This is a genomic window from Flavobacterium aquidurense (assembly GCF_002217195.1).
Taxonomy (GTDB): Bacteria; Bacteroidota; Bacteroidia; order Flavobacteriales; family Flavobacteriaceae; genus Flavobacterium; species Flavobacterium frigidimaris.
The window spans coordinates 47,017-73,374 of record NZ_MUGR01000024.1 but is presented as its reverse complement, the minus strand read 5'-3'; the positions used below and the strand labels follow the sequence as shown (position 1 = coordinate 73,374).

Sequence of the window (26,358 nt, the reverse complement as noted above, 5' to 3'; positions counted from 1 at the left end):
ATATATATCTAAAATTGCTGTTTTAAATATCATTAAAGACAATCTTAAAACTCGTCCCTACTCCAACTTCACTTTCAACAGAAATACTTCCTTTCATCGCCTCAATTTGATTTCGGGTGATATACAAACCAATTCCGCGGGCTTCCTGGTGTTTGTGAAACGTTTTATACATTCCGAATAACAGCTCACCATAAACACTTAAATCTATCCCCAAACCGTTATCTGTAATTTTTAATGATTTGTAACCTTCCGGCTCAATTGCAAAATCAAAAACAATAACCGGATCACGATCAGGATACGCATACTTTATTGCATTGGTTGTAAAATTCAACAACACACTCTCCATATACGCCGGATTAAAATTGACAGTCACATACTTCGGAACGTTGTTGATTATCGTTACATTCTTTTGCTTGTCAAATCCTTTGATTGCAGAGATTGTCTTGTCGATATAATCGCAAAGTCGTAACGACACAACTGCAATATTAATATTACTCTGTGTTTTTACAATTTGCGTTAGATTTGCTATTGTATCATTAAGATCATTAGAAACTGTTCGCAGATGTTCCAGCATTTCGCTGACCGTTTGTTTCTCTACATCGGCATCAATAAAATCTAAAATAGATTTTATATTGCCCGCCTGAGTATTTAGATTGTGCGAAACAATATGCGAAAAATTAACCAGTCGGCTATTTTGATCACTGTATAATTTCATTGTTTTTAAGAGTTCCAACTCCTTTTCTTTTTGCAAAGAAACATCAGTGTGCGTTCCTATTACTCGTAATGGTTTACCATTTTCGTCTCTTTTGATCACTTTTCCGCGATCCAGAATCCATTTATAATTCCCGTTTGAAGTCATTACGCGGTGATAATTTTCATAATATGGAATTTTATTATCAAAATGCTCCTGAATATCTGAATAATATTTTGGCAAATCATCCGGATGAACAATCTTGTCCCAACGTTCCGGATCATCAAAAATATCTGTTGATTCTAATTCTAAAATTTTTAATGATAAAGACGAATAAAAGACATTATTAGTCACCATGTCCCAATCCCAGATTCCTGCTGTACCCGCCTCAAGAGCAAACTGAAAACGTTCTTCAGATATACGAAGTTTTTCTTCTTTGTCTTTTAATTCTGTAATATCAGAGACATGTCCATAAAAACTCACACAACCATTCTCCGCCAGTTCCGTTTTAGAAGAAATTTTAAACCAGCGCAATCCTTTCTTAGGCAAAACGGCCCTGAATTCGATATCCCACGGAATTACGTCTTTTCGTGCTTTGACGAGGGACTGAAAAAAGAAATCACGATCCTGAGGATAAATCCTATCGTAAATAATTAGTTTAGGATTATTTGAAAACATATCAGTAGTAAGCTCGAAAATTTCATCAGCCGATTTACTGACAAGAGGAAAAGCGTAATTGTTATCACAATCAATAATAAACTGAAAAAGTAAATCAGGCATTTCCGCAAACAACTTTCTGTAAAAATTATTTACCTCTAAGCAATTCTCATTTCCATACAAATCAAAAACCATATATCACTTATTTATGTAGATTCAATTATTTTAAATAATTTCTCAACAAAGAAGAACAAAAAAAGACCTAATTTATATCTCTCTTATTTACTGATTAACAAAAAATATTACACAATATATTAAATTTTCACCTAAAACGACAGGTCTTCACACAAAATTATTTTCTGGGATGAAAAGAATGCATTACTTCTTTTAAAAAACTTCTGTCTAAATGCACGTAAATCTCCGTAGTTGTAATCGATTCATGACCTAACATTAACTGAATCGATCTTAAATCAGCACCATTTTCGAGTAAGTGAGTTGCAAAAGAATGACGCAAGGTATGCGGACTGATATTTTTATTCAAACCAATCTTTACCGCAAGATCTTTTATAATGGTAAAAATCATCGCCCGCGTGAGCTGGCTTCCTCTTCGGTTTAAAAACAGCGTATCCTCAAAACCTTTTTTTATGATTAGATTTACCCGAACATCTTTTTGATACATCTGTATGTATTTTTGGGTAAATTTTCCTATTGGCACAAAACGTTCTTTGTTTCCTTTTCCCGTAATTTTAATAAATCCTTCGTCAAAAAATAAATCAGAAATTTTTAGCGAAACCAATTCCGAAACCCGAAGTCCGCAACCGTATAATGTTTCTATAATTGCACGGTTTCGTTCGCCTTCATTCGTGCTTAAATCTATAGCTGCGATAAGGGAATCTATTTCCTGAACTGATAATGTATCCGGGAGTTTACGACCTGTTTTTGGAGTTTCGATTAATTCCAGCGGATTATCATTTCTATAATCTTCGAACACCAAATAACCAAAAAAACTTTTTAAACCTGAAATAATTCGTGCCTGCGAACGTGGATTCACTTCTTTAGCAACCGCATATATAAATTGCTGCACGGTTTCATCTGAAATTTTCAAGGGAGAAACTTCAATTTGATTCGTTTCTAAAAAAAGACACAACCGTTCGATATCAAAACCGTAGTTCTCGATTGTGTTTTTCGACAATCCTCTTTCGATTCGCAAATACGACTGATAATCTTTTATATAGCGGTTCCAGTTCATAGCTACAAAGTAAAACATTTTTAGACATAAAAAAACCTTCCAGATCAGGGAAGGCTTTAAAATATTCTTTTAAGAAAAATTAGAATTTATAAGCTAGAGATAATGCAAGATTACTATTTTTAGCACTATCATACTAATCATCTGAATTGTCAATATCCTTATCAGTAAGAGGTGACAAACCAATAGTATAGCGAAGCCCTACTGAAAGATTGTCAGTAAAATTATATCCTGCACCTATATTAAAACCTAGATCTACCGATCTTGTATAATCTTTAATATCCTGACCTTCTGCTTTTGCGGATAATAAAATCCCTAATTGCGGACCTGCTTCAACACTAAATTTATCTACAATATAATATTTCGCTAAAACCGGAATATTCAAATAGTTTAATTTAAGATCTGCATCACCTCCTAAAGGACCATCAACCTTAGTTCCTTGAGCTGAATATAAAAGTTCCGGTTGGATAAAGAATTTATCAAAAACTTTGATTTCTGCAAAGCCTCCAACGTGAAAACCAACTAATGATTTAGTATCGTCAACATCTCCACCAACTACAGTTGAAATATTAAGACCTCCCTTTACACCAAATCTTGTTTGTTGCGCATTAGTAAATCCAAATGCCATTACTGCTATAGCAGCTAAAATAATTCTTTTCATATTAAAAGTATTGGTTAAATTTAATATTCAAATATAAAAATTTACTTCCTAAAAGATTATTTTTATTTTAACAAATAAAGTAGTAACTAGAGATTAAATCCTATTAAAAAAAACAAACGCCAAATGACAATTTGTTACATATCAAACAAATACAAAAAAGCCTTCCTCAAAAGAGGAAGACTTAAAAAACTAATTAACTAAATAAATTAGAATTTGTAAACTACTCCAAACTGTACAGCTCTTAAATCAAAACCAAAATCGAAAATATTAGCTTTATCTGCACCTTCACCTCCGTTATCACTTACTCTATACCCTAAACCAGCCCATACTACTTCGATAGCAAAATGATTCGATAAGAAATAGCTTAACCCAAGTCCTGCATTTACACCAAATTCATTTGCCTTGGCATCAGACACTTTATCTTTTATATTGCTATAATCAAGACCTGCCTGACCAAATACTGAAAACTAGGAAACAGGAGTAAAATAATATCTTCCAAAAGCACCAACCTTAAAAGCATCAGATACATCTTTTACTGATCTGTAACCTAATTTTCCACCAAGAGCAATGTTTTCAGTTACGAAGTAACCAACCTTTGGCTCAATTTCGAAAATTGTTGATTTATCATCACCTGTTTTTTCAGAAGCCAGAGTTAACGATCCTGAAACAAATACATCTCCTTTAGCAAATCCACCTGTTTGTGCGTTGCAAACGTAAAACCTAATACTGCAATAGCAGTTAAAATAATTTTTTTCATGTTTATGTTTTATTTATTATCCAGCAAAACTAATCTTATACTTGTTAAAACAAGTACACAATAAAATCGAAATGTATCAAAATAAGACAGAATTTGATTACAAATAAAAGACTGGATTTCAATAGATTAAGTTTAAAACAGTAGAAAAACACATAAAAAAAACACAAATGAGTGAGATTTTTATTAATTATTTAAAGCAGGATATAAAACAATAAAATTAAAATAATGTAGTTTTGACTAATAGAAACATATAAAAAATACCAAATTTTAAAAAACACTTTTATGAAAAAAATAATTTTAGCGGCTGTTCTGTTCATGGCAACATCAGCTACAATTCAGGCACAATTATTAAAAATCGGAGTAAAAGCAGGGGTTAACTTTGCGAATCAGACCGGAGATGCAAGTTTTAGTGGAATAGACTATAGCAAAGACGGTATTACAAGCTATCATGCTGGTTTAATTGCTGAAGTTAAATTATTAGAGAAATTTTCTATTCAACCTGAACTTTTATATTCTACTCAAGGAGCTTGATACAAAAATGCATTTGGAGAATTTAAAAATGAACTAGGATATATCGCTATTCCGGTAATGGCTAAAATATATGTAACAAAATCCCTAAGTTTAGAAGTAGGTCCACAGGCATCATTCCTGGTAAGCAACAAGAAAGAATTTGACGTTCAGGATCCTAAAACTTTTGACTTTGCAATTAATGCAGGACTTGGTTTAAAGATTACTGAAGGTATCTTTATTCAAGGGCGTTATGGTTTTGGGTTAACTGAAGTTTCTTCTAAAGCTGACCTTAAAAACTCTGTATTCCAACTTTCAGCTGGAATCATGTTGTTCTAAAAAATATATCACATACTTTTATAAAAACCGTTCTATTAATTAGAACGGTTTTTTTATTTTTACCAAGTTCAATGACAATTGCAAAACTTAATTAAAATATCACTATGGATTGCAATTTCACTATCAATACAAAATAATACAGGAAATCAGATTGATTAAGCTTATATCACTTGTATGGTTTAAAAAGTCTAACTGTTTTTTCAAAATAATATAAATATGAAAATCGCTATAATCAACGGCCCCAATTTGAATCTATTAGGAAAAAGAGAACCGGAAGTTTACGGAAGCCAGACTTTTGAAGATTATTTTGGAACATTGCAAACGAAATTCCCAAATATCGAACTTTCTTACTACCAAAGTAATATTGAGGGCGAATTGATTGGAAAAATTCAGGAATACGGTTTTGAGTATGACGGAATTATTTTGAATGCTGGCGCTTATACTCACACTTCAATTGGTTTGGGCGATGCCATGAAAGCGATTACAACTCCTGTTATCGAAGTACACATTTCGAATACTTATGCCCGCGAAAGTTTCAGGCATCAGTCGTATTTGTCCGGAAATGCAAAAGGGGTTATTCTAGGTTTTGGATTAAAAAGCTACGAATTAGCCATTCAGTCTTTTCTGTAAAAAGTTCAAAGAAAAAATGATCTTCTGCCGTCCCAAAGTTTCGGGATCGGGACGTTGAACCTACAATTACAATTTAACAAATTATTAATAGGCTCGTTTTTAAGTTATTCTATTTTTGTGAGAGAAACCACTTTCATGAAAAACTATACTTTACTTGCCTTTTTATTTTTTTCGATCTCCAATTTTGCCCAAATAAAGGGAACCATTACTGACGAAAAAGGGAACCCGTTGCCTTTTGTTTCTGTATTTGAAGAAAACACGTATAGCGGAACCACTTCTAACGAACAGGGAAAATACCAGCTTAACGTAAAAGAACCCGGTAAGAACAAAATTACTTTTCAGTATTTGGGTTTCAAAACACAAAAGAGAACTATTTCTTCGGATTCGAAAACAATTACTTTGGATGTAAAAATGCCTGAGGAAAGCTTCGCATTAAACGAAGTGGTCATTGATCCTAAAAACAACCCTGCAATCGCCATCATAAAAAGTGCCATTGCAAACAAAAAAAATAACTCAGATAAAACGGCACGATACACAGCTGATTTTTATTCGAAAGGAATGTTTAAAGTCAAGGATTTGCCTAAAAAAATTCTGGGCAAAAAAGTAGATCTTGGTCCTGATATGGCATCTAATCTTGATTCTACAGGAACAGGGATTCTATATTTATCTGAAACCATATCGAAAATCATCTTCGAAAAACCGGACAAATTAAAAGAGAAAATTATTGCTTCTAAAATCTCAGGAAATAATAAAGGCTATAGCTATAACACTGCTTCATTGTCGACTTATGATTTTTACGACAATACGCTGGACTTTGATGTCAAGATGATCTCGCCTATTGCAGATAATGCCTTCAGCTATTACAAATACCAACTTGAAGGGAGTTTTTATGACGACAACAACCAACAGATTTATAAAATCAAAGTCATTCCTAAACGCGACAAAGAACCTGTTTTTGAAGGCTACCTTTATATTGTCGACGATAGTTTTGCTATTTATGCCATAGATCTGAACATAAAAGGATACCGAATGAAAAATGAATTTACTGAAGCAATGACTTTAAAACAAAGCTTTAGTTACAATTCGAAAAATAAAATCTGGACAAAAAATGCGCAAACCTTGGATTTCAATGCTGGTATATTTGGCGTTAAATTTTCCGGAAAATTCAATTATGTATATTCTAATTATGAGTTCCCTACTTCTTTTGAAAAGAAAACTTTCGGAAATGAAGTTGTGGCTTTTGAACTTAATGCAAATAAAAAAGATGATGCTTTCTGGAATCAAATCAGACCCATTCCGCTAACAATTGAAGAAAGTACCGATTATAACAAAAAAGACAGTTTGCAAACCATTAGAAAATCAAAAAAGTATACAGATTCGATTGATGCAAAAAACAACAAGTTTAAATTTACTGATATTTTAATGGGGTACGATTACAAAAATACTTTCAAAAAATATTCATTTGATTATAAAGGATTACTAAATATCACTTCACTAAGTTTTAATACCGTTCAGGGATTTAATCTGGATTCCGGTTTTTCTTTTAAAAAGTGGAATGAAGAACAGGGAAAAAGCACTTCGATAAGTACTACTTTTAACTACGGTTTTTCAGATGAGCGTTTTCGTGCTGTTGGAGAATTCAGTCATAAATTCAACAATATAAACTACGCCACTATTGGAGTTTCGGGAGGAATAAAAGTCGCGCAATTCAATAGTTTCGAACCAATCAGTAAGTTGATCAATTCTATAAGTTCTTTGTTTTTTAAGGACAATTATATGAAGTTGTACAATCTGGAATATGCTCAGGTCAACTATTCACAAAACATTCTGAACGGCGTAAATCTGGTGGGAAAAGTAGCATACGAACAGCGAAAACCGCTTTATAATACTACCGATTATTCTTTCTTTAAAAGAGATGATGTCTACTCCTCTAATAATCCTCTGGCACCAAATGATTTTACTACACCGGCTTTTGATACCCATCATTTGTTTAAAGCAGCAATAAGTACCCGAATCAACTTTGGGAATAAATACATTTCAAGACCTGACGGAAGATATAATATTAAAGATGAAAAGTATCCAACCGTATTTTTAGCGTTCGAAAAAGCATTTGCCGCAAGCGAGAAAAAATATGAATTTGAACGACTTGGAGCTTCTGTTCTTTACGATTTATCTTTAGGCAATAAAGGAACTTTAGGAATGAATTTAAGAGCCGGAAAATTCTTTAATGCAGAAAACATTTCATTTATCGATTACAGACATTTCAACGGAAACCAGACTCATATTGGCACAAGTGAGCGTTATCTAAACGTTTTCAACCTAATGCCGTATTACGCAAACAGTACGAATGATAGTTACTTTGAAATGCACTTAGAGCACAACGACACCGGATTTATCATGAATAAAATCCCCTTGCTGAATCTTTTAAAATCAACCATGAATCTTGGGTTTCATTCCTTGGCCATTCCGGACAGAAAGCCTTATACTGAATTTACCGTTGGTTTAGACAATCTGGGTTTTGGAAAATTCAAAATATTCAGATTAGATTATGTGCATTCGTATCAAGGCGGAATTCAGCAAAATGGTGTTGTGTTCGGATTGAAGATTTTGAATGTGTTAGATTAGATACAAAGCTTCAGAAGTACAAAGGAATATGCTTTGAGAAATTCTGGACTTTGCTCGAAATGACAAGCTATTATAAAAAAAAACGCTCACTCTATAAAGAATAAACGGATTTGTAATTTTATAATCAAAAAAAACTTAGAGACTTAGCATCTTAGAACCTCAGCCTCTTTCTCAGTGATAATCATCCGGCTCAATATGAATCAGAACATTCCCCAATTGAGGTATTTTTTCTTTTAAGGTATCCTGTAATTTGTGTGACAAATCATGCCCCTCTTTTACCGAAATTTTAGCCGACACAATCGCATGAAGATCGACATGATATTTCATTCCTGCTTTACGGATAAAACATTTTTCTGTTCCCAGAATCCCAACAACGGTTAACGATTTGATTCGGATTTCCTCGACTAAATCATCGTTGAGATTCTCGTCCATAATCTCGCCAAGCGCCGGTCTGAAAATTTTATAGCTGTTGTATAAGATAAAAAAAGCAGCAAAAAGTGCCGCCCAGTCATCTGCTGATTCATATCCTTTTCCCATAATTAACGCTATCGAAATCCCGACAAACGCCGCTACAGAAGTAATGGCATCACTGCGATGGTGCCAGGCATCAGCTGCTAATGAGGAACTATTGGTTTGTTTACTGCGTTTCATCACTAAACGAAACGAATATTCTTTCCATACAATAATAGCTCCCAATACATACAAAGTCCATGATTTTGGCAAATTATGCGGATTCTGAATATTAGCAATACTTTCGTATCCGATAATTGTAGCTGAAGTAATCAAAAAACCAACTACCAAAAAGGTAATTAGAGGCTCTGCACGACCATGACCGTAAGGATGATTTTCATCCGGCGGTTTGTTTGAATATTTGATTCCGAATAAAACCAAACAAGACGAAAATATATCTGTTGTTGATTCGATTGCATCTGCAATCAAGGCATAAGAATTGCCAAAAAAACCCGCCAGACCTTTTACAATGGCCAGGCAGGTGTTTCCAACTATACTAAAGATAGTAGCTTTTACAGCTTTTTGTTCATCTGTCATGTAGACTATTTTTTTTGCCACGAATTCACGAATTATACAAACCTGAAAATTTTAAAATTCAATTACACGAATTTTATTAAAAAAAGTAGTGCAATCAAATACAATCTTAATCTTCGTTTAATTCGAGAATTCGTGGCAAATATTTTTTTACGCTCTTACAATTTTTGCTCCAATTGCTCTTAAACGCTCATCGATACGTTCGTATCCACGATCGATTTGCTCAATATTCTGAATTGTACTTGTTCCTTTTGCTGATAACGCTGCAATTAATAATGAAATCCCAGCACGAATATCAGGAGAAGACATTGTTGTTGCTTTTAACTGAGACTCGAAATTATGTCCCATAACTACCGCCCTGTGCGGATCACATAACATAATTTTTGCTCCCATGTCTATTAATTTATCTACGAAGAACAAACGGCTTTCGAACATTTTCTGGTGAATCAAAACATCGCCTTTTGCCTGTGTTGCCACAACCAGAACAATACTCAATAAGTCAGGTGTAAATCCCGGCCATGGTGCATCTGCAATTGTTAGAATAGAACCGTCAATATCTGTTTTTACTTCGTACCCATTTTTGTGAGCAGGAATATAAATATCATCTCCGCGTTTTTCGATTGTGATACCTAATTTTCTAAAGGTATTTGGGATCAAACCTAAGTTTTCCCAGCTTACATCTTTAATTGTGATTTCGCTTTTTGTCATCGCTGCAAGACCAATCCATGAACCAATTTCGATCATGTCAGGCAAGATTCTGTGCTCACATCCGCCAAGGCTTTCAACACCTTCGATCGTCAATAAGTTCGATCCAACTCCGGTAATTTTAGCTCCCATAGAGTTCAGCATTTTACACAATTGCTGCAAGTAAGGCTCACAAGCTGCATTGTAAACTGTCGTTTTTCCTTTTGCCAAAACAGCAGCCATAACGATATTTGCTGTTCCGGTAACTGATGCTTCATCAAGCAGCATATCTGTTCCGGTAAGGCCTTCTTTTGGAGATTCTACTCCATAAAAATGATCTTCTCTATTGTATCTGAATTTTGCTCCAAGGTTAATAAAACCTTCAAAGTGTGTATCTAATCTGCGACGGCCAATTTTATCTCCTCCCGGTTTTGGAATATATCCTTTTCCGAAACGTGCCAATAGTGGTCCAACAATCATAATAGAACCACGTAACGCTCCGCCTTCTTTTTTGAAAGCTTCTGTTTCTAAATATCCAACATTTACCTCATCTGCCTGAAACGTAATCGAACCCGGCTCATTGCGTTGAATTTTTACTCCTAAATTACCCAACAATGTGATTAATTTATTGATGTCAATAATATCGGGAATATTATTAATCCTAACTTTATCACCCGTTAGAAGCACGGCACATAAAATTTGTAATGCCTCATTCTTTGCTCCTTGCGGAGTGATTTCTCCTTTTAAAGGAATTCCTCCCTCGATTTTAAAAATTCCCATAGATCTTTTTTAGGTTCTAAGGTTCTGAGATTCTGAGGTTCTAAGCTAAAATCTTAGCATCTTAGCTCCTTAGTATCTTAGCACCTTTTTTATTTCTGATTATTATTTTTTTGAAAAGGCTTTGGTTTTCCGCCTTTATTATTGTTTTTGTTACTTTGGATTTTAGGCGGTCCGGCTGGTGTAATTTTATTGGACATACGCTTATTGGTACGCAATAAATCTGTTGTATTCAAAAGCTCTTCTGTACTTTGCAACAAATTGATTTTACCTCCTGACAATTCAAATAAATGCTCAAAAATAACATCGTCTTTTACTGTGTCTTTATTCCAGCTTAGATATGATTTTTTCATGTGGTTGGCGATTACCAGAACCAATGCATTTTTCATTTCACCATCTTCCCATTTATTGGCAACATCAATCATATATTTGATATTGTTACCATAAAACCTGTATTTCGGAAAGTTCTGCGGATACTGTAAAACATCCGGTTTTAGCTGCAATACATCTCTCGACGGAATTGGATATGGCGATTCTACATTCAATTTAAAATCAGACATGATAAAAAGCTGATCCCATAATTTATGCTGAAAATCGGGTACATCACGCAAATGCGGATTCAGACTTCCCATCACCTGAATGATATATTTCGCCGCTTTGTTGCGGGTTTCATCATCTTCGATAATAGTAGCCTGATCGATCAGTTTTTGCAAATGACGACCATATTCCGGAATAAGTAAACGCTGTCTCTCAGAATTATATTCTAAATTGAAAACAACGTCATTCGCAACTTCTTTTTTATATTTTTCGACCATAACTTATAATGAAACTATACCTTCTATTGTAGAAACTTCAATGTATTTGCTAATCACGTGATCAGCGCTATTCATTGTAACATCTACAGAAACACTGGTAAATTTACCTGTTTTAGATTTTGTTGTTTTAATAACCGCGCCCATACCGTCAAAAGCTTTTTCAACTGTCTCAACATTATCGTTAACCGAAGGCATTATAAATTTATACAAATATTCTGCAGGCCAAGTATTTGAGTTATCTAATTCGACCTTTAATCTTTCGTAAAATTCGGCGGTGTTTTTTTCTTTATCGTTCTCCATTTGCACATTAAAATAGAAAGCAAATATACGTTTTTGATTTCAGATTTCAGATTTTAGGTTTTAGATTTTTTTTATTCTAAAACTTTGTTTTAAAGACGCAAAGTTACAGAGGTTCAAAGGTGCAAAGAAAAAAGCTATACAAGTTTATTTCTTTGTAAAATTTCCTCTTATATTTGAATAACATTGCCGAAAAATTTGCACGCAAAGACGCAAAGGCACAAAGTCAAAAAGCAGGAATAAAAAGACTTTGAGCGTTTGCGCGATTCAAAAAACACTTTATCATGAAAAAAATCATCTTTTTACTTTTTGCCATTCTCACTTTTCACAATACTCAGGCACAGGAAATCAAAACAATGACTTATTTTCAGAATGACACTCTCAAACTGGATCTGGATTTGTACCTGCCTCAGAAGAAAACCAACGAAAAAATCCCGTTAATCATTTTTGCTTTTGGCGGAGGATTTTCGGGCGGAGAACGCACAAGCGAGAAAGATTTTGGAATGTTTATGGCCAAAAATGGTTATGCGGTTGCTAGTATTTCATATTCTTTATATATGAAAGGAAAAGATTTTGGCTGTAAAGGAACTTTAACCGAAAAAATAAAAGCCATCCAGATTGGCGTAAGCGATATGTGGCAGGCGACTTCTTTTTTGATCGAAAATGCTAATAAATACAATCTCGACACCTCAAAAATATTCATTTCAGGAATTAGTGCCGGCGCCGAAATTGGTTTTCACGCTTCGTTTTGGGATTACAAACTCATGAATCTTTATAAAAACAATCTTCCTGAAAACTTTAAATACAAAGGTTTCATTGGAGGTTCCGGTGCCATTCAGGACATCAATTTGATCACGAAAGAAAAAGCAATTCCGATGTTACTGGCACACGGAAATAATGATGATACAGTTCCGTACGCGGCTGGCTCACACCGCTCCTGCCCAACAAATGCTTCAGGTTGGCTGATTCTTTTTGGTTCTTATGCTGTTTATAATCATATGCATAACTTACACAAAGACATTGAATTAATTACTTTTTGCGGCGGCGGACATGAATTTTCAGGTTATCTTTTTCATGATGGCAAACAATATGTACTGGATTTTGTGAATGATGTTTTGAAAGGAAAAAAGTTTGAATCGCATTTAATCATTCCTTCAGGAAAGAAAGGTCCGGGTTCTCGGAAATATTTGTTTTGTGAGTAATCAATCTTATTTTTATTTCCGGCAAGGTTTTGAAAACCTTGCATGTACTTACAACCAACTGCCCCGTATCATAATCTTACCGCATAAACTAAAGTCCAGCCCTACAATATCTACCGAGTCTACGACTCTTTTTGTTTGAGTTCCAGAGGAACGATTCATTTTTTAGGGCCGGACCTTAGTCCGGTTGCAATAATATAACCCCAAAGTTTTAGCTAAAAGCAACAACGATATTACCTAAAATTGCGAAATCATTCGCTCAAGGCAAAATAATCTTTTTAAATACAATAAGTTTAGGTAAATTTGCGCTTTATTTTAAGAAAGTGCAAAAACAAATCATAGTTCTCATTGGTGGCCCGGGAACGGGAAAATCTACTCTTATTAACGAATTGGTAGCTCGTGGCTACTGCTGTTATCCTGAAATCTCAAGACAAGTTACACTCGAAGCACAACAACGGGGAATCGACCAATTGTTTCTTGAGCAGCCTTTATTGTTTAGCGAAATGTTGCTGGAAGGACGCATTAAACAATTCAACGATGCTCTTGACGAACCTGATGATGTAGTTTTTATAGATCGCGGCATTCCTGATGTTGTGGCTTATATGGATTATATTGGCGATGATTATCCGGAGCATTTCACAAAGGCCTGCGAGGATTACAAATACACAAAAACTTTTATTTTACCACCCTGGGAAGAAATTTACGAGTGCGATACTGAGCGCTACGAAAATTTTGAACAGGCACTAACCATTCAGAAACACCTTGTTGAAACGTATAAAAAATATGGCTACGACTTAATTGAAGTACCAAAAGATACGGTTGACAACAGAATTCTTTATATCTTAGATAAAATTTAGGCAGGTGTTTAAAGTTGCAAAACTAGAAACTGATTTCTAAATTTTTTAACTTTAAAACACTACCAATGCCACAAGCGCAGGAAATTCTTTTAAAATACTGGAAACACGACAGTTTTAGACCGTTGCAAAAGGAGATTATTGACTCGGTTTTGGACGGTCAGGATACTTTTGCCCTGCTGCCAACGGGCGGTGGAAAATCGATTTGTTTTCAGGTTCCGGCAATGATGCAAAAAGGCATTTGCCTGGTGGTTTCGCCTTTAGTAGCCTTGATGAAAGACCAGGTTACCAATCTGCAAAAGCGGGACATTAAAGCAATTGCACTTACGGGTGGAATTCATACCGAAGAAATCATTGATCTTCTGGACAATTGCCAATACGGAAACTATAAGTTTTTATACCTTTCTCCGGAGCGCCTTCAATCTGACTGGATTTTAGAACGCATAAAAAATCTTCCCATCAATTTGATTGCTATCGATGAAGCTCATTGTGTTTCGCAATGGGGCCATGATTTTCGCCCGGCCTATCTGAAAATTTCAGAACTTAAAAAACATTTTCCCAAGATCCCTTTTTTGGCTTTGACCGCTACGGCAACCCCAAGAGTTATCGAAGACATAAAAACGGAATTAGGATTAAAAGATCCAATACTTTTTCAGCAATCTTTTGAAAGAAAAAATATTGCCTATATGGTCTTTGAAGTTGAAGACAAATTGTATCGCGTAGAACAAATCTTAAAGAAAAATCCGCAGCCTTCTATTATATATGTGCGAAACAGAAAATCATGCCTAAATATGTCGACGCAATTGCAATCACTAGGATTCAAAGCGACTTATTATCACGGTGGACTTTCATCAAAAGAAAAAGATAAAAACATGCAATTGTGGATGTCTGAACAAGTGCAGGTTATTGTAGCCACAAATGCATTTGGAATGGGAATTGACAAAGACAATGTAAAAACGGTTATTCATACTCAGCTTCCCGAGAATATCGAAAATTATTATCAGGAATCCGGAAGAGCGGGACGAAACGGAGAAAAAGCTTTTTCAGTAGTTTTAACCAACTCTTCAGACAGTAATCAAACGGACCAGCAATTTTTGAGTATCCTGCCGGACAAAAAATTCCTGAATGCAATGTATGTCAAACTTTGCAATTATTTTCAGATTGCTTATGGCGAAGGTTTAGACGAGTCATTTTCTTTTAAACTCAATCATTTTTGCCAGAAATATGACTTCCCTACTCTTAAAACATATAATGCTTTGCAGTTTTTGAATCAGCAGGGCATCATTACAATGTCTCAGGAATTTTCCGAAAAAATTACGATGCAGTTCTTGATCGAATCAAAAGAAGTGATTCGATACACAAGCCTGAATTCAAATGACGAAGAAATCATTCTGGCGATTCTAAGAACTTATCCCGGAATTTATGAAATGAAAACGCCATTTAATATTTCGCTCATTGCCAAAAAATCAAATCATACTGAAATGCAGGTTTCCGTAGTTTTAGAAAAACTAAGAGAGAAAGAAATTATCGATTATAAAGCAAAAAACAACGACGCTACTATATTATTTAATGAAGTACGCGAAGACAACCTGACTATAAACAGGGTTTCGAAATATCTCGAAAAACAAAATCAGCTTAAAAAAGACCAGCTTTTGTCTGTGCTTCATTATATAAAGGACAATAAAACCTGCAAAAACAGATTGATCCTGGATTATTTTGGAGAAGAAACCTATCAAAACTGCGGCGTATGCTCTTATTGCATTACCCAAAAAGGAAAAATCACTGAAGCCGATTCGGTTGCAGATAAAATTCTTCACTTATTAAAAACTGCTGCCTTAACTTCAAGAGAACTTGAAACTAAAATAAAACTAGACACTAATGATGTAATTTTGGCACTTCAGGAATTACTTGAAAACAATTACATCACTATTCAGCCTAATAATAAATACACTTTAAAATTATAATGGAAAAATTGAGAATCATATTCATGGGAACTCCGGAATTTGCCGTTGGCATTTTGGATACCATTATCAAAAACAATTACGATGTTGCTGGCGTTATAACTGCTGCAGACAAACCGGCAGGACGCGGACAAAAAATAAAATATTCAGCAGTAAAAGAATATGCCCTGGCAAACAACCTTACCTTATTACAACCCACAAATTTAAAAGACGAAAGTTTTCTTGCCGAATTAAAAGCCTTAAATGGCAATTTGCAAATTGTAGTTGCTTTTAGAATGTTGCCTAAAGTAGTTTGGGAAATGCCAAGCTTAGGCACTTTTAATCTTCATGCTTCTTTATTACCCAATTATCGTGGTGCGGCGCCTATTAACTGGGCTATTATTAATGGAGAAACTAAAACCGGTGTTACTACTTTCTTTATTGACGACAAAATAGACACGGGGGCAATGATTCTAAATTCGGAAATTGCTATCGAACCGGAAGAAAATGCGGGACAATTGCACGACCGATTGATGTTACTGGGAAGCGAAACGGTAATCGAAACTTTAAAGGTTATCGAAAGCGGAAATGTAACGACAACGATTCAGGAAGATGATACTGAAATTAAAACGGCCTACAAACTTAATAAGGAAAATTGTAAGATCGACTGGACCAAATCCGGAGATGAAATTAATAATTTAATTCGCGGTTTAAGCCCGTATCCGGCATCCTGGTGTTTCTTAAAAGACAAAACCGAAGAATTAAGCATCAAAATATACGAGGCAAAACTGGTTTCAGAAAGTCATTCTTATGAAGTTGGAACCTTGATTAGCAGTAAAAAAGAAATCAAAATTGCAGTCAAAGATGCCTTTATTCAGGTTTTAAGTTTGCAATTACCTGGAAAAAAGAGAATGCAAGTTTCCGAATTATTAAACGGAATAACTTTTTCTGATAGCGCAAAGGTCTATTAAGGTCAGTAAAACAGGGGTTTTTATCTGATTTTGAGCGGAAAACGACTTGCGTTATGAACAAAAAAAGCAAGTTATCAACAATTTTTGCTAAAATTAAAGAAAACACTTGCAAGGAACGGATTTCCTACTAAATTTGTGTATTAACAATTTTTTTTAACCAACAATTAATAACTAATTATTATGAACAAATCAGAATTAATCGATGCTATCGCTGCTGATGCAGGAATCACAAAAGCTGCGGCAAAATTAGCTTTAGAGTCATTTTTAGGAAACGTAGGGGCTACTTTGAAAAAAGGTGGAAGAGTTTCATTAGTAGGTTTTGGATCATGGTCTGTATCTGCTAGAGCTGCAAGAGACGGAAGAAACCCTCAAACAGGAAAAACTATTCAGATTGCTGCTAAAAATGTAGTAAAATTTAAAGCTGGAGCTGAATTAGAAGGTGCAGTGAACTAAGTAAGAAAGTTCCCTAAACTAATAATATAATCAAAACCCTCCCCATGGAGGGTTTTTTTATGCGGTTTAACGATTTTATTTGTGTTTTTAAAAATTTTATTATTAAATTTAATAAAAATTGTAACCGTATGATTTCAGAAAAATTAAAAAAAGGACACCTGCTTATTGCCGAGCCTTCTATAATTGGAGATTTATCTTTTAATAGATCGGTAATTTTACTAGCAGACCATAACAAAGAAGGATCGATAGGTTTTATCATTAATAAACCATTAAAATATACTATTAATGATTTAATTCCTGAGATCGATGCCACTTTCAAAATATATAATGGAGGCCCTGTTGAACAGGACAACCTTTATTTTATTCACAACATCCCTGAATTGATTCCAAATAGTGTTGAGATTTCGAATGGGATTTATTGGGGAGGTGATTTCGAATCGACCAAAGACTTAATAAATGACGGATCTATTGGCAAAAACAATATTCGTTTTTTCTTAGGGTATACTGGTTGGGACGAAAATCAGCTTGAGAATGAAATGCAGGGAAACTCGTGGATCATCACTGATAATAGCTATAAAAATAAAATTATCGGAAAGTCAACCACCCATTTTTGGAAGGAGCAGATTATCGAGCTCGGAGGAGATTATCTTATTTGGTCAAATGCACCTGAAAATCCATATCTGAATTAATTTTCAGAAATGGATTCATTTAGTTTCTGCACTAATAAATGAGCCAGATTACTTGTAAACTCCTTTTTTCGATACTTCGTTATCGGTTGTATCCCCGTGATTACATTTGTCAGAAATAATTCGTCAGCTTTTTGAAGATCAAATGGCGAAATTATTTCTTCAACTACTTCTATGCCTTCTACTTTTTTAGCCAAAGCCAATATTTGTTTACGCATAATTCCGTTCAGACATCCTTCAGAAATTGGTGGCGTGATCATTTTTTTTTCAACAACCATAAATAAATTACCCTGCAATGCCTCGACAACATTTTTAGTATCATTTACTAAAATACAATTGGCAAGACCATTTTCGTGTGCAAAAATACTTCCGGTAACATTTATCATTTTATTAGTCGTTTTAATCGACGATAACAATTGTTTGGTCACATAGAAGTCTTTATACAAATCGACTTCATATTCAGCAGTGTTTAAGCCATAAGAAACGGTCTCAAGAGCTGTTGCATGAATTAAAAACGAAACTTCATTGGTTTTTGGTAAATACAAACCTCCATCTTTTCTAAAAACAGTAATTCGGGCTCTTGCAGATGCCGAAATATTTTTTTGATTGACAAGACTTAAAACCTGTTCTTCAAAATATTCCATGGTGAAGTTCATCGGAATCTCCATTCGAACCACACGCATCGAAGCCATTAACCTAAAATAATGATCCTCAAGAAACAAGATTTTATTATTAACTATTTTTAGTGTTTCAAAAACTCCGTCTCCGTACAAAAAAGCACGATTTTGAGTTAATATATTGTCGTCTTGCGCTACTATGTTTCCGTTAAAATTGATCATAAAAAAACCCTGAATTTTGTTCAGGGCAAATATAATGCATAAAATAGAATTTTACTAAACAGATCCTATAAGATGTTTCAGATCTGAGATCTGATTCTCCCACAATTGTTTAGCTTCTCCTACTTCTTCTTTTTCAGCGAAATCAACTACCATTAACGACACATCTTTCGTCAGTTCATCGACTAAGATATGCAGTTCAAAAAAATATTCTGTATCCTTACTGCTTTCATCAACCCATTTGAATTTTACTTTCTCTCCGGTTTTTTTAGAAGCCAAACGTGCTTTTTCCTGGGAATCATTCCAGATAAAAGTGAAGAATTCGCCTCTTGAATTTACATTATCTGCAAACCATTCTGATAAACCTGACGGCGTTGATATATATTGATACAATAATTGCGGCGAAGAATTGATCGGAAACTCGATTTCGTAACGTATTTTTGGATCCATGTGCTACTTTTAATTTTTTGGAAATATAAGAATATATGTCCAAAAACAATGCATTTTTAAAAAATTTATTTTTTCTTCATTTTATTCTTGTAAGCTTTAATAATATTTCTATCTTTGCACCCGCAATGAGGAACACGGTTCACTTGCAATCTTGGCGAGGTAGCTCAGTTGGTTAGAGCGCAGGATTCATAACCCTGAGGTCACGGGTTCAACTCCCGTCCTCGCTACTTTAAACACAAGGACTTACGTTTTTTCGTAAGTCCTTTTTTATTAGAGTGACTTTTAAGAGTGACTTTTTATAGATTCAACCTATTCATTTTAGGATAACTTTCTTTTGAAAAGATATTATCAACTTAAACAAGTAGACTTTATTCCCTTTGCTTTTTATAGTAATTTAATCATATGCGCTGTTAGCAATTAAGATGTTGACAATTTTTTATCTGATAACATTATTTACTTTGTAATTTTGGATAAAACTATATTGAATGGACATTACTGATATTGTAGAGCAACTTACAGACACATCAACCTCACTTACCTCAATACTTTTAAAAGTAAAAGTGTTCGGTGTACGATTAAAAAACAAGATGTTAATCGACTGGGTAACTAAGGAAATTGAAGGATATAAATCGAACGATGTTCTACCTGAATACCGAATTTCTAAATGTAACATTTACGGCAATCTTACGAATGGAAGGTGGAAACTAACGAATTACCTCATTCCCACGGATGGACTTTTACCCGAAATTCGTGACGCTGTTGAAAAGTTTAAATTTTACCAAGGAGTTTCAGAGTTGGAACATTTACTATCTGATAAGTCAACAACCGTAGGAATAGCTATCCAGTCGGAAATTCTTTTCTATTTAACTCAAAATCTACAAATTCATCATGGTAATCCTTATGCAGAAATTTACTCTGCGACACGAAAAATAGGCACAGGAGCAATTGACCATGCGCTTTCTATGATAAGAAGCAATGCTTTAAATATCATGCTAGAGATAGAAAAAGAATTTGGATACAAAATAGACATGGCAAAATTAATGGCAAGAAACAACGAAGTAAACCAAACAATCTACAAAATCATGAACTATATCACTACAGATGGAAACGATAATACTATAAATACTGGTAACAACACTAATTTAATGGGAAATGGGAAATCGTAATTTCAACGTTGATATTCATGATGGTGACAAATTTATAAACGATTTAGTTACTAAAAATTTTACCACCATCGATGGTGAACATATTTGGGATTTAGGCTTTGATGCTTTACCTCATTGTACAGTTGTGTTACCAACGGATTATCCAAATTGCTGTGAATTCCATAAATCAATAAAAAAAAATGCTCTTGAAAACTTCAAGAAATTCCCTAATTGCTGTGCCTTTCATAAAAAAATCAGCAAGAAAGGTTGGTTCAAAAAAGAACTTTATAACCATGTCCCTGAAAAAATTATCACACAATGGATATATGTAGAATGCTTTCTAGACCAAAATATCGAGAAAGAAGATTGGCTTAGAGAGATTACCGACTATTTTGATTATATTTTTGACAGCTTTGGAACACCTACCTTTGGACTAAGTGACATTATCTCTCTTATGTTACATTACTTAAAAAATAATAGCTTTAAAGACTCTTTCCCTCTCTGGAAAAGAAAACTGCTAATTGAATTCATAAACGAAAGTTTTAAAGACGAAAAAAGCGCAGAAAAAAAAGCCAAAACAGATATTAATATCCTACACGGAACCTATCAAAAATGGGTTAAGGCTCTGCCGAGCGTAGTTAAAGAGAAAGAAAAATTAGAAAAAATATTTCCATTAGGCCTTTTGGTGCATTCTCCCCATTACAACAAATTTACTCAGCTTACAAAGTACAAAACCCGCACTAATGGAGAATTTGTCGAAATTTTAATAAACACAACAAAAACTTTTCTATCAAAAATTGATTCATCAAAAATAGTTGACACACAAAAACATCAACTTGAAATAATTAATGAAGCCCATAGAATAAAACAAGTTTCACTACTTGAAGCATATAGCAAAAAGGAAATGAAATACATTAAAATCCTCAATATTTGGCTAAAAAATGAGAAAGAATATTTTCAAGAATTAAATTCTGTCCTTAACCCAACCTCAACAGTCGTAAATAACATTTCAATAAAAACTGAAGGAAATGGCAATATTACTAATCTTGGCGATAATGCTACAATTCAGCCTCAAGCTAAACCATAGTATTGAAGAATACCTTGAGCAAGTACAGAACCAGCGGCTCCAACTCCAATCTCCCAAGCACCAGAAACAGCTTTACCAATCATCATTTGAATCCATGCTCCAACTTTTGGACCGAATTTTGTTAATGTTGTACCAGATGCTTCTTCATCAATTATCTCTGCCAAATGAGTTACATCTTCATCAGAAACCCCATTATCAGTAAGAAATTTTTTTAACTCTTCTTTATTACTTTTTGTGATAACTGCATTATTAATAACCGTTGAATTATCTCCAGTATTAACTGTATTCCCATCTCCTGTTGTTGTGATTCTAATCTTATTCATATAAAAGTTTATTGTTTGATTAACTGCTTTCTTATCTATTTCACGAGTTTCTAATTCTATATCGATATTGGGAAAATCTTCTTCTAGTTCTAACATAAGCTCTAACAATTTCGAACGAATATTTATCAATATTTCAGCCAACTCAAAAACTTGTACTTCTGTTCTTAATGAATGTACACCAAAATTTAACCCTCGCTGTTTAAGGTCATTCGATAATAGTTGACATAAATCAGCCCCATACAACTTATTTAAAGCTCCTTTCGGGTCATTCATAACAATCTCTTCCAAAGATTTAATGCTATTAGAAACGTCATAGGTCAAAAACATAGATTGAACAACTCTAGAAAAAGAAGCCAATGGTAATGATTGTTCATTAGTATATCGTCCATACTGCTTCAAAATCGCAAAATCATTACTTTTAGCCTTCCGATAAGAAGGAAGTTCAGATTCATTTTCATAACCTTTTATCTCTTGAACCACCCAACTATAAAGTCCTTCATTTCCAACACGCTTTGCAAATATTTGAGCCTTTAAAAATGGTTTCACCAAGGACTGGTCATCGTCGGATAATAGATTAATAATCTCGGAAATGTTTTGTGCTTTCATAAAAACAAATATAATGCAAAAGAAGCTAATATTTTATTGCCCTAGGACAACTAACCAAATACCCTTATTCTTAATGTGGCTTCTTCTAAAGCAGTTAAAACAGTACTATCAATGTAGTGGTCTTTTAAAACCTTTTCGCCACTATGAGACGTTAACAAACCTGTATTTTTACCTATTGCTCGATGCATCCAAGTTATGTAAGTCTTTCTTAAATTTTTTAAACTAACATTTTTTTCTACCCCTGATTCTTTCACATAATGAGAAAAAGACTTCGACAAAGCATCCATTATTGTTTTTGCTTTTACATTTCGTTCTGGAAATAAAATATAATCATCTGTATTTTTCTTTGTTTCATATCCCATCTCAAGCAACAACTCAAACAAATCATCATTGATTGGCATGTACTTATTATACTCTCCTGTTTTTCTTATCCTATTGACCTTCTTATTAGCAATTTTAAAAAATCTAACTCCTTCAATTGTAGCAAACATGTTACACCACCTCAACTCAACAACATCTTCTCTCCTCCCCCCCGTCAGCAAAAACAATTTAAAACCTTGAACTAAATAAGACTTATACATGTTTTTTCTTTCTCCTCTGCCTCCAAGAATTTGAAAGGGACTAACAACCCCAATTGAATCTATAATACCCTGAAACTCCTCCTTTGTCAAAGCTGTCACATCTTTCATCACCACAGATTTTGATTCATAAACAGCAAATTGATTCTTCATTACTATCTCTTCAACATCAATCAAAAAGGCAAAAAAAGCTTTTAAAGCACTCATACACTTATTAAATGATTTAGCTCCGTAGTGATTCTCAGCCCATAAATAAAATCTTGCAACATCGTTTTGATTTACCTCTATTATTCTTGTGTCCACTAAATTCCTCACCTCTTTTAAACTATCCAAAAAGAATTTACAATAGCGCATACACTCTTTTTGATATTCAGGAGAAACCCTTTTAATTTTATGAACGTATTTATGCTGTCCCGAAAGATAACGTTGATATTGAATTACTGCATCTAAAACCGAATAATCATTTCCTTCTTCTTTTACAATTATCTTTTCATAATTACTTGCCTTTATTTCGTTTTCAAAATCGATAGCTTCTTTAACCGCATCATTATATTTTTTAGAATTTAGAACCTTAGTTCGTTTTTTTCCCTCACCACCAATAACATGTATCTTGACCTTATACCTATGTATATCATAATGATTACAAGTGGGATTATCTCGTTTACATCTATGACAATAAACCTTTATCCCTTTATGAGGATTCTTAGGAAGTTTTAGTTTCATTTAGTATATTTTTTATAAAGTTCATTCTCGCTTTTATTATTCAATTTAACCTTAGTTGTTGGCTTGCTAATTATTTTACCTCCAAGGTCACGAACAACCATCTCACAAACAGCATTGTCTTTGCATATACTTTTATATAATTCAACCCAGTCATTTGGATACTGTTTCTTCAACTCTAAGACTCTCATTTTATCAATCTCACAATCCACATCCACTTCAAAAACAAATCGGAATTTGCCTGTTTTATGAATAGTAACACCTTTTGATATTAACCACTTTCTGATTGCATCATCATCTTTTAAATTAATTTTTTTCCCAACCTCAGCAATTGTTAAAGTCGGAAGGCACATAAGAAGCATAATTATCATAATTATTTAAAATTTAATTAATTTCTGTATTTTCACAATTATAGTGCAAATATAGCAAATTATTGTGTTGTAAAAAAGCTATTTACGCTTTTTTTATGAAAATACAACAATAAAAAAATATAAACAGCTAAAAACAAACAAGTTACAATAAACATTAAAATAAATATTCTGTATTTTCGTAAAAAAAGTGAAAATACATTAGGATATCTAAAATATTTAGCTATCTTTGCACCGTAATCATGAAAATACAGCAACTTATGAAAAATGATAAAGAATTAATTTGGTCAACAGAAAATCTTGTTTTGTTCGGAACCTGGTTAATAAACAAAGGAGATTATGGATACGGATTCCTGTGCATTCATGGCTCATGTCTAGGTCTCAAAATCGGAAGCTTACTAAAATTAAAATGGAATGACTTTATTAATTTTGAACTTTTTAATGATGGAAATATTGATTGTTGCTATAGTGAGTTAATTATAGAAGATTCTAAAAAAAACTCAAAGCAAATATTACGTTTAAGTTGGTTTACACGATACAGTACTGAAGATTTTTTCACAAACAATCACGAAAAATACAATTTAGAAACAGACTCACATATCTATATCAACACCAAAACCAAAAAAGCACTTTCGACAACCAGCTTAAATAGAGAATTAAATAAACTGTATAGCGAATTTGAAGAATATATTTTAAAGAATACACTTTTAAAACTCAAACTAAGACCATTAAAATCAAATACAATGGAAATTGCTTGGGCAAGAGATTTTGTGACAAAATACAACTGCACAAAAAAAGCCTTCATTACAGCATCTAAACACATGGGACATCGAACGGTAAATGATACAATTAATCTATTGGAAATAGAACCAAATGACGAAATAATAGTTAGTTATGATTTGTTCAACCCAAACCCAGAGTCTAAAATTGAGCAAGTACTTTCAAATAAAGAAAAATTAAAGAATTATTTACTTAATGAGCAAATAGTCTCTACAACATCTGAATACATAAAAAATTCATGATGGTAGAACTAATAGTTGGGATGATTCTTAGCTAGGTCAATCAATACCTTTATTATTTAAAAATGTATCCATAAAAATGGACAGGAAGAACACTGCCCTAACTCAAATATTAAAAAAAAAAAAAAATCTCCCTCGTTGAAGTTTGTTCTTTGAAATACTGAAAATAAAAAATGAATGTAATTATTCTTTTTAATAATTGATTATCAGAAAACAAATAAAACTTTTCTGTTATTATATAATAATTGTAATAGTTCTTTTTCTTATTTCTATTCTTATTTAGCTTAATAATGATATAATAGAAAGAGCTTAATTCAGCATCCTCCTGCTTCTACATCAACATAATATGCTTATTCAGCAACGGGAGGGTGTTTAAAAAACAACGTACCCTATTGCAAAAACAGCACCAGCCTGCTGAAAAACAACAACAAATAAATAACTTAAAAAAAATAAAGATGAACCAAAATCAAGACCAAACATTTCTACAAGTAGATTATAATTTACTTGCAACAAAAAAACTAAATTCAACTCAAAAATTATTCGTATCCTACATAATTGGATGGCAGAGAACTGGTAAAATTTGTTTTGAAACCAATAGAACCTTAGCTACTAAATTTGGCAAAGAATATGGTGGTATAAGGTCAGTCTTATCATCTTTAAACAAATTTGACTTTTTCAAATCCGTAAGCAAAGATTACAATGAAAAAAGTAGAACTTCAGGACATGAAATCACTGTCAACATTGATAAACTTTATACCTTTTTAGCTCATGAAACATCGACTCAAGGCTTCGATTCAACTAAACGAGAAGTTAGTCAAACTATTCCATCAACGACTTATATTCAAAACGAGGATGCAAATGAAGAAGTTAGCAATTACAACGTAAAAACCAATACAAGTAAATCAAATGATTGTACACTAACTAAACATCAATTGGGTGACATAATTTCAGTTTATGATGTTTTAGGCCAATTAGGGTATGAAGAACCATATGATGTACTAGATTTTATTAGTAAAGCAAATTCCACTTCAATGGATTTTCAAAAATTCATCGCTATCACTAAAAGACTTCATAGCGAAAAAAAACAAAATGACTATAAGGGGATTATAATTACAGATGAAATTCTTGCAAAAATCAACAAAATGAGCCAAGTTTAAAAATTCCAATCAAAGGAGGGTGTCCCTGCTCCCGACAGAAAGCCATCCCCTCCTCTCATAATTTAAATATGTGTATGTTACCCGCCCATTAGATTTCCTTTTATAATGAGATGGCATATTGAGGCAATGAATATGCAAATTTTCTCGGAGGGACTTTTTAAGTTTATTTTTCGAAAAAATATTTTTCGTTTTTTTTTGAAAAAAAAGTCTCTTAATCGTTTAAATGTTCTTTTTGG

Annotated in this window: 25 protein-coding genes, 1 tRNA gene and 1 pseudogene; 14 read left to right on the top strand and 13 right to left on the bottom strand. The window is 33.5% G+C overall.

Going from position 1 to position 26,358, the window contains the following annotated elements; all coding sequences use genetic code 11:
• Nucleotides 1-22: 22 nt before the first annotated feature.
• The 4 genes from B0A67_RS12655 to B0A67_RS25195 all read right to left on the bottom strand — a co-directional run bounded on the left by B0A67_RS12655 (nt 23) and on the right by B0A67_RS25195 (nt 3,671).
• Entirely contained in the window at nt 23-1,543 is a 1,521-nt protein-coding gene (locus B0A67_RS12655) for a sensor histidine kinase (protein ID WP_072958940.1), read from the bottom strand.
• A gap of 157 nt (nt 1,544-1,700) precedes the next feature.
• The gene (xerD, locus tag B0A67_RS12650; protein WP_072958937.1) at nt 1,701-2,597 is read right to left on the bottom strand and encodes a site-specific tyrosine recombinase XerD; all 897 of its coding nucleotides are present in this window, start codon (nt 2,595-2,597) and stop codon (nt 1,701-1,703) included.
• Nucleotides 2,598-2,730: 133 nt separating this feature from the next.
• Nucleotides 2,731-3,255 carry a porin family protein gene (locus B0A67_RS12645; protein ID WP_072958934.1) on the bottom strand — a complete coding sequence of 175 codons (525 nt, stop codon included), beginning with the start codon at nt 3,253-3,255 and terminating at the stop codon, nt 2,731-2,733.
• 206 nt (nt 3,256-3,461) lie between these two features.
• Nucleotides 3,462-3,671: a hypothetical protein gene (locus tag B0A67_RS25195; RefSeq protein WP_242670957.1), complete on the bottom strand. Its 210-nt coding sequence runs from the start codon at nt 3,669-3,671 to the stop codon at nt 3,462-3,464.
• 623 nt (nt 3,672-4,294) lie between these two features.
• Here B0A67_RS25195 and B0A67_RS25470 point away from each other — a divergent pair.
• The 3 genes and pseudogenes from B0A67_RS25470 to B0A67_RS12625 all read left to right on the top strand — a co-directional run bounded on the left by B0A67_RS25470 (nt 4,295) and on the right by B0A67_RS12625 (nt 8,113).
• A pseudogene (locus tag B0A67_RS25470) lies at nt 4,295-4,858 on the top strand (porin family protein).
• A gap of 216 nt (nt 4,859-5,074) precedes the next feature.
• Nucleotides 5,075-5,488 carry a type II 3-dehydroquinate dehydratase gene (gene aroQ / locus B0A67_RS12630; protein WP_072958931.1) on the top strand — a complete coding sequence of 138 codons (414 nt, stop codon included), beginning with the start codon at nt 5,075-5,077 and terminating at the stop codon, nt 5,486-5,488.
• A 135-nt stretch (nt 5,489-5,623) separates the two neighbouring features.
• Complete coding sequence (locus B0A67_RS12625; RefSeq protein ID WP_072958928.1) at nt 5,624-8,113, top strand: DUF5686 and carboxypeptidase regulatory-like domain-containing protein; 2,490 nt, start codon at nt 5,624-5,626, stop codon at nt 8,111-8,113.
• A 171-nt stretch (nt 8,114-8,284) separates the two neighbouring features.
• Here B0A67_RS12625 and B0A67_RS12620 read toward each other — a convergent pair whose 3' ends face one another.
• The 4 genes from B0A67_RS12620 to B0A67_RS12605 all read right to left on the bottom strand — a co-directional run bounded on the left by B0A67_RS12620 (nt 8,285) and on the right by B0A67_RS12605 (nt 11,733).
• Nucleotides 8,285-9,160 (bottom strand): cation diffusion facilitator family transporter, encoded by an 876-nt coding sequence (locus B0A67_RS12620; protein ID WP_072959343.1) that lies wholly within the window; start codon nt 9,158-9,160, stop codon nt 8,285-8,287.
• A 147-nt stretch (nt 9,161-9,307) separates the two neighbouring features.
• Nucleotides 9,308-10,621, bottom strand: a complete 1,314-nt coding sequence (gene murA, locus B0A67_RS12615) for a UDP-N-acetylglucosamine 1-carboxyvinyltransferase (protein WP_072958925.1) — start codon at nt 10,619-10,621, stop codon at nt 9,308-9,310.
• 89 nt (nt 10,622-10,710) lie between these two features.
• A complete protein-coding gene (locus tag B0A67_RS12610) occupies nt 10,711-11,433 on the bottom strand; it encodes a DUF4290 domain-containing protein (protein WP_072958921.1) in 723 nt (240 codons plus the stop codon).
• A gap of 3 nt (nt 11,434-11,436) precedes the next feature.
• Nucleotides 11,437-11,733, bottom strand: a complete 297-nt coding sequence (locus tag B0A67_RS12605) for a DUF493 family protein (protein WP_072958918.1) — start codon at nt 11,731-11,733, stop codon at nt 11,437-11,439.
• 281 nt (nt 11,734-12,014) lie between these two features.
• Here B0A67_RS12605 and B0A67_RS12600 point away from each other — a divergent pair, with 281 nt between their 5' ends.
• The 6 genes from B0A67_RS12600 to B0A67_RS12575 all read left to right on the top strand — a co-directional run bounded on the left by B0A67_RS12600 (nt 12,015) and on the right by B0A67_RS12575 (nt 17,836).
• Complete coding sequence (locus tag B0A67_RS12600; RefSeq protein WP_072958914.1) at nt 12,015-12,932, top strand: alpha/beta hydrolase family protein; 918 nt, start codon at nt 12,015-12,017, stop codon at nt 12,930-12,932.
• 320 nt (nt 12,933-13,252) lie between these two features.
• A complete protein-coding gene (locus B0A67_RS12595; protein ID WP_072958911.1) occupies nt 13,253-13,786 on the top strand; it encodes an AAA family ATPase in 534 nt (177 codons plus the stop codon).
• A 65-nt stretch (nt 13,787-13,851) separates the two neighbouring features.
• Nucleotides 13,852-15,747, top strand: coding sequence for a RecQ family ATP-dependent DNA helicase (locus tag B0A67_RS12590; protein WP_072958907.1), 1,896 nt, complete (start codon nt 13,852-13,854; stop codon nt 15,745-15,747).
• Entirely contained in the window at nt 15,747-16,694 is a 948-nt protein-coding gene (fmt, locus tag B0A67_RS12585; protein ID WP_072958904.1) for a methionyl-tRNA formyltransferase, read from the top strand. The genes B0A67_RS12590 and fmt overlap by 1 nt, the downstream gene beginning before the upstream one ends.
• A 180-nt stretch (nt 16,695-16,874) precedes the next feature.
• On the top strand, nt 16,875-17,147 hold the full coding sequence (locus B0A67_RS12580) for an HU family DNA-binding protein (RefSeq protein ID WP_017498096.1): 273 nt from the start codon (nt 16,875-16,877) through the stop codon (nt 17,145-17,147).
• A gap of 128 nt (nt 17,148-17,275) precedes the next feature.
• On the top strand, nt 17,276-17,836 hold the full coding sequence (locus B0A67_RS12575; protein ID WP_072959341.1) for a YqgE/AlgH family protein: 561 nt from the start codon (nt 17,276-17,278) through the stop codon (nt 17,834-17,836).
• Here B0A67_RS12575 and B0A67_RS12570 read toward each other — a convergent pair.
• A complete protein-coding gene (locus B0A67_RS12570; RefSeq protein WP_072958901.1) occupies nt 17,833-18,672 on the bottom strand; it encodes an aminotransferase class IV in 840 nt (279 codons plus the stop codon). The genes B0A67_RS12575 and B0A67_RS12570 overlap by 4 nt on opposite strands.
• A 54-nt stretch (nt 18,673-18,726) precedes the next feature.
• Nucleotides 18,727-19,119, bottom strand: coding sequence for an START-like domain-containing protein (locus B0A67_RS12565; RefSeq protein WP_026984135.1), 393 nt, complete (start codon nt 19,117-19,119; stop codon nt 18,727-18,729).
• Nucleotides 19,120-19,272: 153 nt separating this feature from the next.
• Here B0A67_RS12565 and B0A67_RS12560 point away from each other — a divergent pair.
• The 3 genes from B0A67_RS12560 (at nt 19,273) to B0A67_RS12550 (ending at nt 21,351) form a co-directional block, all read left to right on the top strand.
• A tRNA-Met gene (locus B0A67_RS12560) sits at nt 19,273-19,346 on the top strand.
• A gap of 258 nt (nt 19,347-19,604) precedes the next feature.
• Nucleotides 19,605-20,285, top strand: coding sequence for an AbiTii domain-containing protein (locus B0A67_RS12555; protein ID WP_072958898.1), 681 nt, complete (start codon nt 19,605-19,607; stop codon nt 20,283-20,285).
• The gene (locus B0A67_RS12550; protein ID WP_072958895.1) at nt 20,272-21,351 is read left to right on the top strand and encodes a hypothetical protein; all 1,080 of its coding nucleotides are present in this window, start codon (nt 20,272-20,274) and stop codon (nt 21,349-21,351) included. The genes B0A67_RS12555 and B0A67_RS12550 overlap by 14 nt, the downstream gene beginning before the upstream one ends.
• Here the strand turns inward: B0A67_RS12550 and B0A67_RS12545 are convergent.
• The 3 genes from B0A67_RS12545 to B0A67_RS12535 are packed head-to-tail and all read right to left on the bottom strand — an operon-like array spanning nt 21,336 to nt 23,949.
• Nucleotides 21,336-22,280, bottom strand: a complete 945-nt coding sequence (locus B0A67_RS12545) for an AbiTii domain-containing protein (RefSeq protein WP_072958891.1) — start codon at nt 22,278-22,280, stop codon at nt 21,336-21,338. The two genes, B0A67_RS12550 and B0A67_RS12545, sit on opposite strands and share 16 nt — an antisense overlap.
• A 50-nt stretch (nt 22,281-22,330) precedes the next feature.
• On the bottom strand, nt 22,331-23,581 hold the full coding sequence (locus B0A67_RS12540; RefSeq protein WP_072958888.1) for a tyrosine-type recombinase/integrase: 1,251 nt from the start codon (nt 23,579-23,581) through the stop codon (nt 22,331-22,333).
• Nucleotides 23,578-23,949, bottom strand: a complete 372-nt coding sequence (locus tag B0A67_RS12535) for a hypothetical protein (protein WP_123887387.1) — start codon at nt 23,947-23,949, stop codon at nt 23,578-23,580. The genes B0A67_RS12540 and B0A67_RS12535 overlap by 4 nt, the downstream gene beginning before the upstream one ends.
• A gap of 257 nt (nt 23,950-24,206) precedes the next feature.
• Between B0A67_RS12535 and B0A67_RS12530 the strand changes: the two genes are divergently transcribed.
• A complete protein-coding gene (locus B0A67_RS12530; protein WP_072958881.1) occupies nt 24,207-24,968 on the top strand; it encodes a hypothetical protein in 762 nt (253 codons plus the stop codon).
• Between the two features lie 389 nt (nt 24,969-25,357).
• Nucleotides 25,358-26,122 carry a hypothetical protein gene (locus tag B0A67_RS12525; protein WP_123887386.1) on the top strand — a complete coding sequence of 255 codons (765 nt, stop codon included), beginning with the start codon at nt 25,358-25,360 and terminating at the stop codon, nt 26,120-26,122.
• Nucleotides 26,123-26,358 lie beyond the last annotated feature (236 nt).